The following is a 16,714-nucleotide window of genomic DNA, read 5'->3' as shown; positions in this document are numbered from 1 at the left end:
CCATCGCTCCCGTTGGAGTGTTGGGCGTCACCGCTTCGGATGATCTTGATCAATCACCGAGAAAGGGAATGATCAGCAGGGGAACGGAACCCGCTCTAACCACCGGAGAGAGGTGATCGGGGTGAACAAGACGTTCCAGGAACGACCGGCGCTTTCGCCCGACTACGAGCAGGTCGATTTGCTTTTCGGAGGTGTAGGTCACCAGCCGGTCCACTACCCTGCCGGGCGGTAATTCGTCAAAGGTGTAGGTGTAGCTGGGAAAATCGGGACCGAAGGAAACCACTACGAATTCCTCTTTTCGGTCCCGTTCCCGGCTCTCGTCCTCATCGAGTACGTGGACGTAACGCACCGCGGGGCGGATACCCCGGATCAATGGGCGTAGCAGGGGGGTAAAGGTGCGCAAGTCGGCCGGCTCTTCGAACGCGACGGCCATCCGTTCCACCGCGGGAAACCCGGAATCCTTGGGAATGAGCAGCACCGGACAGCCACCGCGGGTAGCAAGATTGCGGGCCACGCTCCCGAAAATACCCGGCGGACGCAGCCCCTGTCCCGACCCTACCCCGCCCATCACGATTAGTGCCGTTTCTTCTCGCTCGCTAATCCCGAGCAAGGTAGCCGCTGGCAGACCTTCCACGGCCGTCGCGCGGAGCACCGGCAGACTGTCCAGGTTGCCCTGGAAGGTAGCCAGTACGGGCTCCGTATGCTTCCGGGCGAAGGCGGTCAACTCGCTTTCCAGCCGGTTGCGCTCTTTTTCCCTGGTTTCCGGCCGGAGCGTCTGGGCCACACTCACCAGGGAATCGAAAACGTGGACCACCCGGAGGTCAAGATCCATCACCTCCGCTAAATACGTAGCGAAGCGCAAGGCGGCCGCGCTGGTATCGGAGAAATCTACGGGTACAATTATCTGTTGCATGAATAAGGTCATTAGAGGGTGATATCCGCTTCGGGGTAGCCGATCAGGACGGCCACGTGGTCCAGGAAGCGTTGCCGCACCGTTCCGCAGGTTTCGGTGGTGAGGGTGTGGTTACCCAGCGAAAGGATGTCTTCGAACAACACCAGCTCGGCATCCACGGCAATTGCGGTGATTTCAGCTTCGGGGGCCGTCGCCGCCAGGCCCGGAAAGAGGTTTTCCGCGTGCCCGGGAGCAAGGGTCCGGAAATGGCGCCAGGTAGTTTTCGCGGCCTGAAAGGCCTCCTCGTACTCCGACCATTCCACGAGGCACATCAGCTGGTCGTGACTGATTTCCTCCACCCATCCCCAGCGGTCGTCAAAGGCGTAAAGTTGGTCGGCCGGGTGGGCCTCGACGAGCGGGGCCCGCAATTCCCGCAGCGTGGCGTGTAGCTGGGCAAGCTGGTGGTCGACCTGCCGGAAATTTCGAAATTCCACCGCTTCGTCCAGCCCCTTCATCCACACCTCGGTGAGCCGGATAGCGACTTGTTCTTCCCGGCTCAGGGTCATGCCGGCAAACTTGCGACCGTTGCGCCGCCAGATGAGCTGAGCGCGGTCGTTAAAGATGCTGAGGGAGGTCGTGTCCTGCCGCTCGGCGGCCACCCACACTCCCAGTAGGTCGCGCTCGAGGGGTTCCAGGTCGACGAAGAAGTCTTCGGTGCAGCCGGTAAGGCACGCGAATAACAGTAAGGGAAAGGCGAGACGGTAGAGGGACATACGTAGCATGGTAGCGCGGCTTATTTTTCCTGGAGAATGAGAATGGGTACCGCTGAGGTGAAGACGGCTCTGCGAGTGGAGGAAGCGACCGCCAGTCGATTGAGCCAGCCCGTGCGACGGTGGATGACCGTAATGAGGTCGACCCCCGTCTTTTCCACGAAGTCGCGTATGGCGATATCCACGGATAGTCCGTTGTCCACCTGTACGTAAATATCGCAGGAGACGTCAGCCAGCAGTTCCTTGAATTTCGGATCGGGGAGCTCCCGCTCGTCGGCTTCCTGATAGTGGAATACCTGCAGTTCGCTACCGCTACGTTCGGCCAACTCGAGCATGGGCTCCAGCATGGCGGAACCTTTCGGCACCTTACTGTCGGCCGCCCATAGGATGCGCTCGGGTTTCCGGGGCTGGTAGTTCAGGGGGACGGCCAGGATCGGCACGGTCACTTCCTCCATCAGGGAGGTAGTGGTGCTGCCGAAAAGATTCGACGCTACGTGGTGCCGGCCCTGACATCCCATTACGACGAGGTCGACCTGCCGTTTGAGGATGATGCTTTTGAGGCGGGATACGGGCGTACCGAGCTGAACCTCCGTGTCTACGGTCAGGCCTTCGGCCCGCAATTGCTCGGCGTGGTCTTCGAGCAGCGCCTCCCCGTCGCGGTAGAGTTCGGAGCTGACCTCGCCGATCCGCATCGGGTCCATCGGCATGCTGTGGATGTAAGCCAGGGTGACTTTGGCACCGTACTCGCGGGCCAGTAGGCTGCCGTAGGCAATCGCCCGGGCGGCGGCGGGGCTGAAATCGGTAGGGATGAGGATATGTTGCATGCTTAGGTCGGTTTTGACGGAAGTGAACGTCCGTTGTCGGTCCGGTAAAGATCACGGCGCAGCGGGAGCTCCGCGGTGATGTAGATCATGGCCGGCGATGATGCTTATCGGGTGGATGCCATATCCGCTTTCCCGGTCCAGGGTGGCTATCGCTCCCGCGCGCCGCCGCCCCACCGCCCCGTTTGGGTCCGGTAACCGGCAAGGAGGCGATCCAGATCATCGGGTCGGCTGATCTCGATCAGCGCACGGACAATCCGAAGCCTTCAACTTGGGAGTCCACTAAAGCACGCAAGCCATGAAGCCCGTCAAATCCATTCTCGTACCCACCGACTTCTCCCCCGCCGCCATGAACGCCTACCGCTATGCCCTCCGGCTGGCGGACGAACTGGACGCGGCGATCCATCTGCTCTTCGCCCTACCGCCGGCCGTTTCCGCCCCCGGTTACGGTTCCTTCGTCAACGTCACCGACCTGATGATCGACAACTCCCGCCAGGATTTGCTCGCCTTCTACCGCAAGGGGCTCACCCTGGAAGCGGGGAAGCTCCGCCACGTCCCCGCCATCCAGACGTACGTCGAGATCGGCGACCTCCGGTATTCCATCCGCCGGCAGGTGCAACGGGAAAAGAACGACCTGATCGTGATGGGCACCACCGGTAGCCAGGGTGCCTGGGACGACCTGCTCGGCACCAACACCAGCGTCCTCATGAACCGCGCGCCCTGCCCGATCCTGATCGTACCCGAACAGGCTACTTACCAGCCGCTCCGCGATATCTGCTTCGCCACCGACCTGCAGGGAACCGCACCCTTCCAGGCTGGAAGCCTGCTTCGCTCCCTCCGGCCCTTCAGCCCCAGGATGCACTTCGTCCACATCACGACCGGCGACGACAAAGTGCCCCAGTACGGCTTGGAACTCCTCCGCGAAGTGTTCGACCGCCCCGACAAAGGCTACCATGCCACGATTACCGAACGCAAGTCCCCGCACGTCACCCGCGCCATCTTCGACTTCGCCGGTGAGCGCGACTGTCAACTCGTCGTGATGCACCGCCCGGAACGCGGCTGGCTGAACCGGCTTTCGAAGGGCAGCCGCACCCGGGATGCTGCGCTGCACACCCCCCTGCCCCTGCTGATCCTCACCGATGAGGTGGTGGTAAACGCTTCGGCGGAGGAAGCCGGAATGGATGCCATGGCCGGGAGCTAAGGAATATAGTCGATCCGTGTAAATGTATGCCGGGCTGCCTACGGGGAGCCCGGCCTTTTTTATATCCGGTACAAAGCGATCAGGATAGTCCGGCGGGCAGGCGACTGCGGCGGCGGTAGGTTTTGCTTTGCCGGCCGCAGAGGGGGGCGGCCAGTTGGGTGGCGGCCAGCTCCTCGTAGCCGGCCGGAATCAGGATGACCGGGCAGCCACCGCCCGCGGTGATGGCTTCACTCAGCGCCTGCGTTGGCAGGCGGCCACCCCCCTCGTGGTGTTCGGGCAGACCCATGACGATCAGGGCCACCGTAGCCTCCTGGCTGGAGGCGAGCAGGTAGGCGGCCGGGTCGCTGTCGATTACCCGGACATCCACCCGCCCGGCATCGTAGGGGGGGCCGAGTTGTTGGCTCACCCAGGCGGTAAGGGCCACCTCGAGGCGGCGCAGGTAGTAGTCCGGACTTCGCTCGTAGCTGGCACGGCAGACCAGCGAGGTGTACGGATAAATGACGCGCAGCTGCATACCGGATTCTTCCACCAACCGGGCGGCAAAGCGCAGGGCGGTTGCCGAGGCGGGTGAAAAGTCTACGGGGACAATAACTTCTTGCATGACGGAACGGGTTGGTTTTCCTAAAGCTCCGTCTTACCATGCCGCCGAACGATGATCTGAATCATCGGCAGGCATAAAACAGGTCATCTCCGTAGGGCTGGCATTCCTAAGCGGGGCGCCGGCGCGCAGGAGCGGGGCCCGGTCAGGACGTCCAATGCCAATCGCGCACCTCCGGCATATCCACCCCGTGCTCCTCTACGTACGTACGGTGGGTAGCCAGTTTACCCTCGAGGGCTTCCCGCACCCGTTCCCCTTCGCGTCCCAGCTCCGGCAGGTGCTGCAGGGCGGACAGCGCGAGGTGGTAGCGATCCAGTTCGTTGAGCACCGTCATGTCGAAGGAGGTGGTGATGGCCCCCTCCTCTTTATAGCCGCGGACGTGGAAGTTACCGTGGTTGTGCCGGCGGTAGACCAGCCGGTGCACGAGGAAGGGATAGCCGTGGAAAGCAAAGATGACGGGGCGGTCGCGGGTAAAGAGGGTATCGAATTCCGCCTCTTCCAGTCCGTGGGGATGCTGGGTGGGAGCCTGGAGCTTCATCAGGTCCACTACATTGACCACGCGTACCTGCAAGTCCGGCAGGTAGTCGCGGAGGATGCTGACGGCGGCCAGCGTCTCCAGGGTGGGCACGTCGCCGCAGCAGGCGAGTACCACGTCCGGCTCGACGTCGGTACCGCAGCCCGCCCAATCCCAGCAGCCGATACCGGCGGCGCAGTGGGCCTTGGCGGCTTCGATGTCAAGCCACTGCTGGGCGGGGTACTTGCCGGCAATGACCACGTTGATGTAGTGGCGGCTGCGCTGGCAGTGATCCCAGACGGAGAGCAGGCAGTTGGCGTCCGGGGGAAGGTACACCCTCACGATCGCCGCCTTCTTGTTGACGAGGTGGTCGATGAAGCCGGGATCCTGGTGGGTGAAGCCGTTGTGGGCCTGCTGCCAGACGTGGGAGGCCAACAGGTAATTCAGGGAGGCGAGGGGCTTGCGCCACGGGAGCTCCGCGGTCAGCTTGAGCCATTTAGCGTGCTGGTTGACCATGGAATCGACGATGTGGATGAAGGCCTCGTAGCTGTTGAACAAGCCGTGGCGGCCGGTGAGTAGGTAGCCCTCCAGCCAGCCCTGGCACTGGTGCTCGCTGAGCATCTCCACGACGCGGCCGTCGGTGGCCAGGTACTGGTCGTGCTCCGCGGTGGGCAGCGTCCACTGCCGCTGCGTGGCCTCGAAGACGTGGGCCAGTCGGTTGGACAGCGTTTCGTCGGCGCCGAAGATGCGGAAGTTGCGCCGGTCGGCGTTGCGGCGGATGACCTCGCGTAGGTAGCCGGCCAGCACCTCGGTATCGGCGGCCGTGGCGCGCCCCGGTGCGGGTACGTCCACGGCCAGGTCGGCGTAGTCGGGCAGGTCCAGGTCCTCCAGCAACTGCCCGCCGTTGGTGTGGGGGTTGGATCCCATGCGGCGGGCTCCTTCCGGGGACAGCGCCGCCAGTTCGGGGCGGAGTTTTCCCTGCTCGTCGAAAAGCTCGTGGGGGCGGTAGCGCTGCATCCATTCCTCGAGCTGCCGCAGGGCGTCGTCGTCGTTCTTGCCGATCGTAATGGGCACCTGGTGGGCGCGGAAGGTCCCCTCGATGGCGTGGCCGCCGGCATGCTTCGGTCCGGTCCATCCCTTAGGGGTACGCAGCACGATCATCGGCCAGCGGGGGCGGTCGGTATCCCCTTCGTCGCGGGCCCGGCGGCGGATGTTGAGGATGTCCTCCGTGATGGCGTCCAGCGTGTCGGCCATGACGCGGTGCAGCACCTCCGGATCGTCGCCTTCGACGTAGTGGGGCGTCCAGCCGTAGCCGCGCAGAAGGTCGTCGAGTTCTTCGGGGCTGATGCGGGCCAGCACGGTGGGGTTGGCGATCTTGTAGCCGTTGAGGTGGAGGATGGGGAGGACGGTGCCGTCGGTGGCGGGGCTCAGGAACTTATTGCCGTGCCAGGCGGTGGCCAGGGCGCCGGTTTCGGCCTCGCCGTCGCCGATGACGCAGGCGGCGATCAGGTCGGGATTATCGAAAACCGCCCCGAAGGCGTGGCTGAGGGAATACCCCAGCTCCCCGCCCTCGTGGATGCTGCCCGGGCACTCGGGGGATACGTGGCTGCCGATGCCGCCGGGGAAGGAGAACTGCCGGAAGAGCTTTTTGAGGCCCGCTTCGTCCTGGCTGATGTCCGGATACACCTCGGAGTAGGTGCCCTCCAGGTAGGTGCAGCCCACCATGGCCTGGCCGGCGTGGCCCGGACCGGAGATGTACAGCATGTTCAGATCGTACTGTCGGATGATGCGGTTGAGGTGGACGTACACGAAGTTCTGGCCGGGCGCGGAGCCCCAATGGCCCACGATCGTAGGCTTCAGGTCGGCGTGGCGTAGGGGGCGGCGCAGCAGGGGGTTATCCCAGAGGTACATCTGCCCTACGGAGAGGTAATTCGCCGCGCGCCAGTAGGCGTCGAGCAATTGCAGGCTATCGGTCGTAGGGTTACTCATAGGGTTTGTTTCAATCGTGTAACTGGAGATCGGGGCGGCTGGTGCGCTGCGGGGTTGGGTCAGGCTCATTTACGGAATCGGCTTGTTGGAGATCGGTGACCTCGATGCGCAGCCAGGTCCATATGCTGCCGTCGAGCATCCAGCTGGCCCGCAGCCGGGAGGGGACACGGATCCCGTCGAAGGTCGCCCATCGCTCGGCTTCCGCGATCCAGGGCAGGCGCTGTGCTTCCGGGCCGTGCTCCCGGTAACGTCGGGTTTCGAAGCGGAGAAAATCGCCGGCGGGGGTAAAGGAAAAAATGCCGGACGCGGTTTGCTTCCCCAACCGGAGGGTGGCACGTGCTTCGTGGTCTCCCAAAGCTTCCCATTCGATAGGGGCACTGCGCGCGGCGGCCGGGAACCAGGCCAACTCCGCCAGGTAGCGCTGCATGGCTGCCTCGTCTACCTTGGCGTCGTCGTGTACCTCGCTCACCGGCAACAGCCCGAACAGCGACATCCGCATAGCCGCGCGGCCGCTAACCAGGCTATCCTCTCCGTATACGGTCAGCAGCGGGTGCATATGGACCTGCACCGCCCAGTGAAAGGCGGGTGGCGATGCCGTAATGAGCTGGGTGGCCTCCGCCGTGTACCAGATTTGCTGGTCGGGCTTCAGCTGCATTGCCAGTGTCTGCTCCAGATGAAGGAACGACGGCGTCGGACGGTGCAGGGCTCCGCTGCGCGCTAGCCACCGGCGGACTACGGGGGGCAGGGCTTCGTCGGTACGGGCCGGGGTGGGGATTACGGATCTCCGCAGTTGCCGCCGGCTGCGCTCCGCCTTCCGGTCGAACTTCCGGGCGCCGTACGTGACCACCAGGCAGGCAAGGATCAGCAGGTTCGGGATGGTGCCGAAACTGGCATCCACCCAGAACCGAAGGACCAGGATCTGGGAGAGCACTACCCCCACGCCGGCGGCGGTCCACCAGTGACGATGGCGTACGGCCAGGAAGCCGGCGGCGGACAGCAGGATGCCGGCGATGGCCAACCAGCCCAGCCCCCAGCTACGGGAGATAAAGAGGGTGAATTCTCCACCGGAATACCCGACGGCGGCGGCAAAGCCCAGGAGATGGAGTAGGCCGTGCACGGCCAGAAGCAGGAATAGGAAGGTGCGCATAGGCAGGGGAGCATACCACAAAGGTCACCGTTGCCGCCCCCCCGTGGAGTGACATAGATCATCCCCCGCCACGACACGCGTCACCGTTCCGGCGGTAGCGATACGGCCACCTTTGAAAAAAATTCGGCGCTCCGTGAGTCTTATCGAAAAGTACAACCGCCCGGTCCCCCGCTATACGAGCTACCCCACCGTGCCCTACTGGCAGCCTAAGCCCCCCAGCCAGGAAGCCTGGCTTAGCGCCGTAAACCGTCGCCTTTCCGAAGAGCGGGACATCAGCCTGTACCTCCACCTTCCCTTCTGTGAGCAACTGTGTACCTACTGCGGCTGCCACAAACGGATCACCAGGAACCACGGCGTTGAGGAACCCTATATCGACGCCCTGCATGCCGAACTAGACCTTTACCTGCGGTCGCTGGAGGTGACTCCCTACCTCAAGGAATTGCACCTCGGCGGCGGCACCCCCACCTTCTTCTCCCCGGACGCCCTGGCCCGCCTGGTCGACGGCATTCTCGAGCGGCTCTCCCCGGCCGACACCTATAGCTTCGGTTTCGAAGCCCATCCGGCCACCACTACCGCCGAGCACCTGAGCACCCTGGCCGCCCGGGGCTTCCGGCGGGTCAGCCTCGGCGTCCAGGATTTCAACCCGGAGATCATGCGGCTCATCAACCGCCGGCAGACGGAGGAGGACGTGGCCCGCACCGTCTGCGCGGCCCAACTAGCCGGGTACACCTCCATCAATTTCGATCTCATTTACGGACTGCCGAAGCAGGAGCTCAGCGACATCGTGCGTACGGCGGAGAAAGTAGGGGAATTCGCCCCCGATCGCATCGCCTTCTACGGTTACGCCCACGTGCCCTGGCATAGCCCCGGCCAATGCGCCTACTCCGAAGCGGACCTGCCCCAGGGCAAACAACGGTGGCAACTGTACCAGACCGGGCGCCGGCTGCTGCAGTCCATCGGCTATTACGACATCGGGCTGGACCACTTCGCGCTGCCCGCCGACGACCTGGCCATCGCCCACCGCACCGGCGGCCTGCACCGCAACTTCATGGGCTACACCACCGCCAATACGCCCGTTACCCTGGCCCTCGGCTGTTCGGCGATCGGCGATAGCTGGGACATGTACGTGCAGAACGAAAAACAAGTCGAAGCGTACCAGCGGGCGGTGCTCCTGGAGGGCCGCCTGCCCATCGTCAAGGGGCACGCCCTGGCTCCGGAAGACGGCACCGTCCGCCGCCACATCCTTAACCTCATGTGCATCGGGTATACCGACTGGAACGAGGAATCCCTGCGTTGCTCCGCCATCGACCGGGCCGTCCTGCACTGGAACGATATGGCCCTCGACGGCCTGGTCCGCCGATCCCCCTACCGGGTCGAGGTTACCGAGGCGGGTAAACCTTTCCTCCGCAACATCTGCCTGCCCCTCGACGACCACTACTGGGCGCGCAACCCCAGCCCGGCCACCTTCAGCCAGGCCATATGAGCTATATCCTATCCCCGCCCGTCCGAACAACGTGCGCCCACTGCGGGGAAGATTGCCCCGAAAGCGATCACCCCGGCGCTGTACCCCGATTCTGCTGTTCCGGCTGCCGCACGGTCTACACCCTCCTGCGCGAGCACGGGATGGAGAACTTTTACCGCCTCGACCCCGCCGCGGGACGCAGCCAACGCCGTTACCAACGCGACGATTACGACTGGCTGGAAACGGAGGCCCTCGCCGCCACGCTGGCCCGCTACCACGACGAGGAAGTATGGCGGGTGGAGCTGGAGCTGCCGGCCATCCACTGCATCGCCTGCGTCTGGCTGCTCGAGCGGCTTCCCAACCTGCTCCCTGGTGTACGGCGTAGCCAGGTGGACGTGACCCGCAAACGGGCAACCATCGAATTCGATCCCCGCCAAACCACCTTACGGGCCGTTGCCGAATTACTCGCCGACATCGGATATCCGCCGGTGCTGAGGCGAGCCGATACGCGGCAAGCGGGGGCTGCCGATCGGTCGCTGCTCTACCGCATTGGGGTGGCCGGCTTCTGCTTCGGCAACATCATGCTGCTCAGTTTCCCGGAATATCTGGGTTTGGGCGAGGACGCAGGTGCAACGCTTATCGGAAGGGCTATCGGGCCTGGCATGCTGCTGTTGAGCCTGCCGGTGCTATTTTATGCAGCCACCGGGTTCTTTCGGGATGCGTACACCGGACTCCGGCTCGGCCGCATCACCCTCGACTTTCCGATCGTGGTGGGGATGCTGGCCCTTTTCGGCCGGTCCGTTTACGAGATCGCCGGTGGGAGTGGCTCCGGATACCTGGATAGCCTGGCGGGCTTTGTCTTCTTCTTACTCATCGGACGCTGGTTTCAGTCGTATACCTTCACCCGGCTGTCCTTCGAACGCGATTACCACGACTATTTTCCGATCGGAGCCTACCGCCGCGACGGAGCGGGCAACCTCGAAGCCGTAGCGGTCGCGGACGTCCGGACGGACGACGTCCTGATCGTACGTCCCGGCCAGATTATCCCCACCGATGGCATCCTGCTGGCGGCCAGTGGCGCGGGCATCGACTACAGCTTCGTGACCGGGGAAAGCAAACGGAAACGTACCGCCCCGGGCCAGGCGGTGTTCGCCGGGGGCCGCGCGACCGGAAAGGCACTGACCCTGCGGGTTACCCGGTCGGCCGACGAAAGCTACCTCATGCAACTGTGGCGCGACGGGCGGCGGGCCGGTGATGCGCCGGTCGGGCCGCCGCACCGGATGGTGGGGGTGTTTACCGGGGCCGTATTCCTGATTGCCCTGTGTACGTTTATATTTTGGTACCGCTCGGATCCGGCGACCGCCTACCGGGCGGCCGTGTCGGTACTCATCATCGCCTGCCCCTGCGCGATCGCCCTGGCGGCCCCCTTTGCCTACGGGAGTTTGCAGCGGCTGCTCGGACGGGCCGGCTACTACCTGAGTAGCGCGGCCACCATCGACCGGCTGGCCGGGGTGAATACCTTCGTCTTCGACAAAACGGGGACCCTTATCGATTCCGGTGTTGGACACGCCCTTACCTGGATGGATTCCTCACGGAAGGGGGAAGCGCCGGTCTTCCTGGCCATGTGCCGGTATTCCACCCACCCCCGCAGCCAGGCGATTGCCGCCGCCCTGGCCGCCGAAGGAATGGAGGCACCAACTACCACCGCCCCGGCCGAGGAGGAAGGGCGAGGACTCCACCTGTGCTGGCGGGGGCGGGTGTACCGCGTTGGCCGTGCCGACTTCTGTGGGCTCCAGGACCTTCCTCCGGGAACGTACGCCACGGTGGACGGAAAAGCGGTGCTCCGGCTGGACACCCGACCGCCCCGTTTACGTCCCGGCGTACGGGGAGCACTCCGGGAGCTCTCAACCCGGGGTAAGGTATACCTCCTTTCCGGCGACGATCCGCCGAAGGACAATTTTTGGGAAGCCTACTTCCCGGCCGATCAACTACACTTCCGCATGTCGCCCTTCACGAAGCAGACCTTCGTAGAAGACCTGCAGCGCAGCGGTAACCGGGTACTGATGGTCGGCGACGGCCTCAACGACACCGGCGCGCTGCGTACGGCGGACGTCGGGATGGCGGTCAGTGAAGACGAATCGGCCTTCAGCCCCGCCTGCGACGCCATCGTTTCGGCCCGCCGTTTAGGATTTCTGCCCTCCGTACTGCTGACCTGCCGGCGCCTCCGCTGGGTGACCCGAATCGCGTACGGCCTGGCGCTCCTGTACAACCTCGTCGGACTCAGCTATGCGGTTTCCGGCGCACTCAGTCCGGTGGTAGCCGCCATCCTCATGCCGGCCAGTTCGATCACGATCGTGCTGGTGGCCAGTACGGGCGCTTACCTCCTTTACCGACATGATTTATATCACCCGGGTAGCTGACCCGAGTCACCGATCGGCGGAGCTCGTGGCAAGACCTTGCACACCGTAAACGAAGCACCATGATCGTCATCCTTCTCCTGATCCTGCTGAGCCTGCTGATTGCCGGCGGCTTCCTGCTGGCCTTTTTCTGGGCGGTAGGCACGGGCCAGTACGACGACGAGGTCACCCCTTCCATTCGCATCCTATTCGACTCCGAATACACCACCAATGATGATTGACGGTACGTCTCCGGCCACGAGCCTGGAACACTTTTCGTACGACAACAAGATTGTCAAATACTTCGCCTATGCAACTTCCTTTTGGGGACTCATAGGCATGAGCGTTGGCCTGCTGGCGGCGCTGCAGATGGTTTTTCCGGCCCTGAACTTCACCGCCGAAACCACCTTCGGCCGCATCCGGCCGCTGCACACGAACGCCGCGATTTTCGCCTTTGTCGGTAACGGTATCTTCATGGGCGTCTACTACAGCCTGCAACGGCTGCTGAAGACGCGGATGTTCTCCGACAAGCTGAGCTACGTCCACTTTTACGGCTGGCAACTCATCATCCTGGCGGCGGCACTGACGCTGCCGCTGGGCATCACTACCAGTAAGGAATACGCCGAGCTGGAGTGGCCCATCGACATCGGCATCGCCCTCGTGTGGATCATCTTCGGCATCAATATGTTCGGCACCATCGCCCGCCGCCGCGAACGCCACCTCTACGTAGCCATCTGGTTTTACATCGCTACCTGGGTGACGGTCACCGTGCTCCACGTGGGCAACAGCCTCGAACTGCCCGTCAGCCTCTGGAAGAGCTACCCCCTCTTCGCCGGAGTACAGGACGCGCTGGTGCAGTGGTGGTACGGCCACAACGCAGTGGCTTTCTTCCTCACCACCCCCTACCTGGGGCTGATGTACTATTTCCTCCCGAAGGCGGCCAACCGGCCGGTGTTTAGCTACCGGCTGTCGATCATTCACTTCTGGGCGCTCATCTTCATTTACATCTGGGCGGGGCCCCACCACTTACTCTATACGAGCCTGCCCACCTGGGCGCAGAGCCTGGGTACCGTCTTCAGCATCATGCTGATAGCCCCCAGCTGGGGCGGGATGCTCAACGGCCTGCTTACCCTGCGGGGCGCCTGGGATAAAGTGCGCATCGATCCGGTACTAAAAATGATGGTAGTCGCCGTCACCGCTTACGGCATGGCTACCCTCGAGGGGCCGCTGCTCTCCCTGAAAAGCGTGAACGCGATCAGTCACTATACGGACTGGACGGTCGGCCACGTACACGTCGGCACCCTCGGCTGGAACGGCATGCTCACCTTCGGAGTGCTCTATTACATCCTGCCGCGCATCTTCGGCACCCAACTCTACAGCCGGAAGCTGGCCAACGTCCACTTTTGGATGGCCACCCTCGGGGTGCTGTTCTACGCCGTGCCGCTGTACTGGGCGGGTTGGACGCAGAGCGCGATGTGGAAGCAATTCCTGCCCGAAGGCATCCTACAGTACGGCAATTTCCTCGAAACGGTCAATGCCATCCTGCCGATGTACGCCATGCGGGCCTTCGGCGGCGCGGTCTACGTGGCCGGCGTGGTGCTGATGATCTACAACCTCATCCGGACGGTCCGCCAGGGCAGCCTGATCGCCAACGAAGGCGCCGCCGCGCCGCCGCTGGAGGCCAGCCCCGCCGGTCACCGCGGCGAATACTGGCACCGGTGGATCGAGCGCCGCCCCGTACAGCTCCTGGTGGGCGCCACGATCGTGGTCCTTATTGGCGGCCTGGCGGAAGTCTTCCCCATGGTGATGGTGGAGAGCAACGTGCCCAAGATCGAGGCGGTCACCCCCTACAGCCCGCTGGAACTGGAGGGAAGGGACCTCTACATCCGCGAAGGCTGCAACAATTGCCACAGCCAGATGATCCGCCCCTTCCGCTCCGAGACGGCCCGTTACGGACAGTACTCCATGTCGGGAGAGTTCATCTACGACCGGCCCCACCTCTGGGGCAGTAAGCGTACCGGCCCCGACCTCCACCGGGTGGGCGGCAAATACCTCGACAGCTGGCACTACCAGCACATGCAGAACCCCCAGAGCACCAGTCCGGGCAGCATCATGCCCCCCTACGAATGGCTGCTGGAGCGCAAACTCGACATCAGCGACCTGCCCGCCAAGATCCGCACCCTGCAAACGCTCGGCACCCCCTACCCCACCGGCTACGCCGAGCGCGCGGTGGCCGACCTGCGTATCCAGGCGAAGGACATTGCCAACAACCTCCGGGAAAACGGCGTCGACGACCCCGAACTCGAGCAAAAGGAAATCGTGGCCATCATCGCCTATCTCCAGCGGCTCGGTACCGACATCAAGCCCAAACCCCAGGTAAAACTTAAAAAGTAACGACCCGATGGCTAAGTACTTATTACAGGATGCCGGTATCAACTGGCTGGCGATACTGGCCCTGCTGACCTTCGTAATTGTTTTTACGCTCGCCCTGATCATGGTCTTCGCCCGCCGGAAGGACTCCTACCGCGACGTAGCCCAGCAGCCGCTCAAGGACAGCTATTTACTGTTGTTGTTGGCTCCTGCGCCTTCGCCGCCCTACCCCGGTCCGCTGGCCAGTATGTCCGAACTGGAACTCTTCGCCGCCTTCGTGATGGTGCTGGTGATCCTGCTCGGCCTCTGGTCGCTGCTCGACCTGAGCTTTAAGCTCATGGCGCTCCAGCGCGAGCGGCTACTGCGGAAGTATCACCCCGAGCAATTGCAGGAGGTCGGCCTGGAGCAACTGGAACCGACTAAAGCTTGGTGGCAACGCCTCTACGAACGGATGACCGATGCCGTACCGATCGAGGAAGAAGCGGCCATCGTGCTGAACCACGAATACGACGGCGTACGCGAACTGGATAATAACCTCCCCCCCTGGTGGACCGGCCTCTTTTACGTCACCATCGCTATCGCGCCGGTCTACGTTTACTTCGTCCACTTCTCCGACTTCGCCCTCAGCCCCGCCGAAGCCTACGATGTAGAGATGACGCTCGCCGAAGCCAAGGTGCAGGCTTACCTGAAGACGCAGGAGAATAGCGTAGACGAAAACAACGTGGTACTGCTGGAAGAGGCGGACGCCATCGACGCCGGCCAGATGATCTTTTCGGCCAAGTGCTCCCCCTGCCACGGCAAGGCAGCCGAGGGCGGTATCGGGCCTAACCTGACGGACGAATACTGGCTTCACGGGGGTTCCGTCAACGATGTTTTTCGCACCATTAAAAACGGGGTACCGGAAAAAGGCATGATCCCCTGGAAGAACGAGCTGCGGCCACGGGATATTCAGGAGGTGGCCTCCTACATTCTGAGCCTGCAAAGCACCAACCCCGCCAACGGGAAGGAACCCGAAGGAGAACGCTACATCGCAGAGGCAACCAGCAAATGAGTATCCCGCAACCACCCAAGGACGATTTTCGCAACCACATCGCCACGGTAGACGAAGCGGGGAAGCGGCTGTGGGTTTTCCCCAAGCAACCCGAAGGGCGCTTCTACCAGCGCCGTACCCTGCTGAGCTATCTCCTGCTGGCCATCCTGTTCGGCCTGCCCTGGATCCGCGTGGGGGGAGAGCCCGTCTTTCTGTTCAACGTGCTGGAGCGGCGCTTCATCCTGTTCGGGTTGCACTTCACGCCCCAGGATTTTCACCTCTTCGCCCTCCTTATGGTGACGGCAATGGTGTTCATCGTCCTGTTTACCGTAGTCTTCGGCCGGCTGTTCTGCGGCTGGGTTTGCCCGCAGACGACCTTCATGGAGATGGTCTTCCGGAAGATCGAATACTGGATCGAAGGGGATGCCAACGCCCAGAAGCGACTGGCGAAAGCACCGTGGACCCCCGATAAGGTGCGGAAGAAAGCCCTGAAGCACGGACTCTTCCTACTTGTTTCCGCGCTCATCGCCCACACCTTCCTGGCCTACATCATCGGGACTGATGGCCTGCTGGAGATCGTGCAGCAGTCGCCCCTCGAAGCCCCCGGCGGTTTTCTGGCCATCGTCGCCTTCATCGGAATTTTCTACGCCGTCTTTTCCTACATGCGGGAACAGGTGTGCATTGCCGTATGCCCCTACGGCCGCCTGCAGGGGGTACTGCTCGACGACGACAGCGTAAACGTGATCTACGACTACGAGCGCGGCGAACCCCGGGGTAAAATCGACCGCGGCCAGCCCAAGCGTACCAGTTGCACGAGCTGTGCATCCTGCCGCGAAAACAACAGTGCCTGTACCGACCGGATCCTTCAGCGCATGGAAGACAACCTGACCGGGATCGCCCCGCCGCCGCCCAAGGGCGACTGCATCGACTGCGGGCTCTGCGTCCAGGTTTGCCCCACCGGCATCGATATCCGCAACGGCATTCAAATGGAGTGCATCAACTGCACGGCCTGCATCGACGCCTGCGATGCGGTCATGGACAAGGTCGACCGACCGCGGGGGCTCATCCGCTACGATAGCGAGCGCGGAGTCAGGGAGGGCAAGCGCCGGATCTGGACGCCCCGGGCCATGGCCTATTCCGCCCTGTTGCTGGCCCTCGTCGCCCTCAATGTATGGTTACTGAGCAGCCGGGACGGCGTTGACGTGATCCTGCTCCGCGCCCCGGGCTCGCTCTACCACACCGAGGCCGACACCGCCGTTTCCAATCTGTATACCTACCAGGTCGTCAACAAGACGGGGCTGGAACTTCCGCTGACCTTCGTGGCTGACGGTGGGCGGGCCGAGGTCCGTACCGTAGGCGGGACGCCCGCGGTGCCGCCCGGAGAGATCGTCGAGGGCGCGCTCTTCCTGGTCGTCCCGGCGGATGGAAACGGCTACCCCGACGAGATCGTCGTATCCGTCCGGTCCGGCGGGGAAGAACTCAAGCGGATCACCACCTCCTTCCTTCACCCCTCCAATTAACCGA

General features: G+C 63.2%; 13 protein-coding genes. 7 read left to right on the top strand and 6 right to left on the bottom strand.

The genetic code is table 11. The features are described 5' to 3' along the window. Positions 1-49: 49 nt before the first annotated feature. Genes CLV84_RS02775 through CLV84_RS02765 form a run of 3 tightly spaced genes read right to left on the bottom strand, consistent with a single transcriptional unit; the run spans position 50 to position 2,486 of the window. Positions 50-913: a universal stress protein gene (locus CLV84_RS02775; RefSeq protein WP_170067540.1), complete on the bottom strand. Its 864-nt coding sequence runs from the start codon at positions 911-913 to the stop codon at positions 50-52. Positions 914-924: 11 nt separating this feature from the next. Next, a complete protein-coding gene (locus CLV84_RS02770) occupies positions 925-1,665 on the bottom strand; it encodes a hypothetical protein (protein ID WP_104418208.1) in 741 nt (246 codons plus the stop codon). A gap of 20 nt (positions 1,666-1,685) precedes the next feature. Further along, on the bottom strand, positions 1,686-2,486 hold the full coding sequence (locus CLV84_RS02765) for a universal stress protein (RefSeq protein WP_104418207.1): 801 nt from the start codon (positions 2,484-2,486) through the stop codon (positions 1,686-1,688). 295 nt (positions 2,487-2,781) lie between these two features. On the opposite strand from CLV84_RS02765, the gene CLV84_RS02760 reads away from it, so the two are divergent. Then, complete coding sequence (locus CLV84_RS02760) at positions 2,782-3,684, top strand: universal stress protein (RefSeq protein ID WP_104418206.1); 903 nt, start codon at positions 2,782-2,784, stop codon at positions 3,682-3,684. A gap of 79 nt (positions 3,685-3,763) precedes the next feature. Here the strand turns inward: CLV84_RS02760 and CLV84_RS02755 are convergent, their stop codons facing one another. From CLV84_RS02755 to CLV84_RS02745, 3 genes are all read right to left on the bottom strand, one after another. Further along, the gene (locus tag CLV84_RS02755; protein WP_104418205.1) at positions 3,764-4,285 is read right to left on the bottom strand and encodes a universal stress protein; all 522 of its coding nucleotides are present in this window, start codon (positions 4,283-4,285) and stop codon (positions 3,764-3,766) included. A 142-nt stretch (positions 4,286-4,427) separates the two neighbouring features. Continuing rightward, entirely contained in the window at positions 4,428-6,785 is a 2,358-nt protein-coding gene (locus tag CLV84_RS02750; protein ID WP_211295139.1) for a phosphoketolase family protein, read from the bottom strand. A 10-nt stretch (positions 6,786-6,795) separates the two neighbouring features. Further along, positions 6,796-7,932: a DUF6544 family protein gene (locus tag CLV84_RS02745; protein ID WP_104418203.1), complete on the bottom strand. Its 1,137-nt coding sequence runs from the start codon at positions 7,930-7,932 to the stop codon at positions 6,796-6,798. A gap of 133 nt (positions 7,933-8,065) precedes the next feature. On the opposite strand from CLV84_RS02745, the gene hemN reads away from it, so the two are divergent. From hemN to CLV84_RS02715, 6 genes are read left to right on the top strand one after another with little or no spacing between them, the layout of a single operon-like run. Continuing rightward, positions 8,066-9,415: an oxygen-independent coproporphyrinogen III oxidase gene (gene hemN, locus CLV84_RS02740; protein WP_104418202.1), complete on the top strand. Its 1,350-nt coding sequence runs from the start codon at positions 8,066-8,068 to the stop codon at positions 9,413-9,415. Then, positions 9,412-11,814 carry a heavy metal translocating P-type ATPase gene (locus CLV84_RS02735; RefSeq protein ID WP_104418201.1) on the top strand — a complete coding sequence of 801 codons (2,403 nt, stop codon included), beginning with the start codon at positions 9,412-9,414 and terminating at the stop codon, positions 11,812-11,814. The genes hemN and CLV84_RS02735 overlap by 4 nt, the downstream gene beginning before the upstream one ends. Before the next feature lie 59 nt (positions 11,815-11,873). Next, positions 11,874-12,032 carry a cbb3-type cytochrome oxidase assembly protein CcoS gene (ccoS, locus tag CLV84_RS02730; protein WP_104418200.1) on the top strand — a complete coding sequence of 53 codons (159 nt, stop codon included), beginning with the start codon at positions 11,874-11,876 and terminating at the stop codon, positions 12,030-12,032. Next, complete coding sequence (ccoN, locus tag CLV84_RS02725; protein ID WP_104418199.1) at positions 12,022-14,184, top strand: cytochrome-c oxidase, cbb3-type subunit I; 2,163 nt, start codon at positions 12,022-12,024, stop codon at positions 14,182-14,184. The genes ccoS and ccoN overlap by 11 nt, the downstream gene beginning before the upstream one ends. Positions 14,185-14,191: 7 nt before the next feature. After that, positions 14,192-15,211, top strand: coding sequence for a cbb3-type cytochrome c oxidase N-terminal domain-containing protein (locus CLV84_RS02720; RefSeq protein WP_104418198.1), 1,020 nt, complete (start codon positions 14,192-14,194; stop codon positions 15,209-15,211). Then, a complete protein-coding gene (locus CLV84_RS02715) occupies positions 15,208-16,710 on the top strand; it encodes a 4Fe-4S dicluster domain-containing protein (protein ID WP_104418197.1) in 1,503 nt (500 codons plus the stop codon). The genes CLV84_RS02720 and CLV84_RS02715 overlap by 4 nt, the downstream gene beginning before the upstream one ends. The last annotated feature ends 4 nt before the right edge of the window (positions 16,711-16,714 follow it).

It is taken from the genome of Neolewinella xylanilytica (assembly GCF_002934605.1).
Classification (GTDB): domain Bacteria; phylum Bacteroidota; class Bacteroidia; order Chitinophagales; family Saprospiraceae; genus Neolewinella; species Neolewinella xylanilytica.
This window is presented reverse-complemented; position numbering and strand designations above follow the sequence as displayed.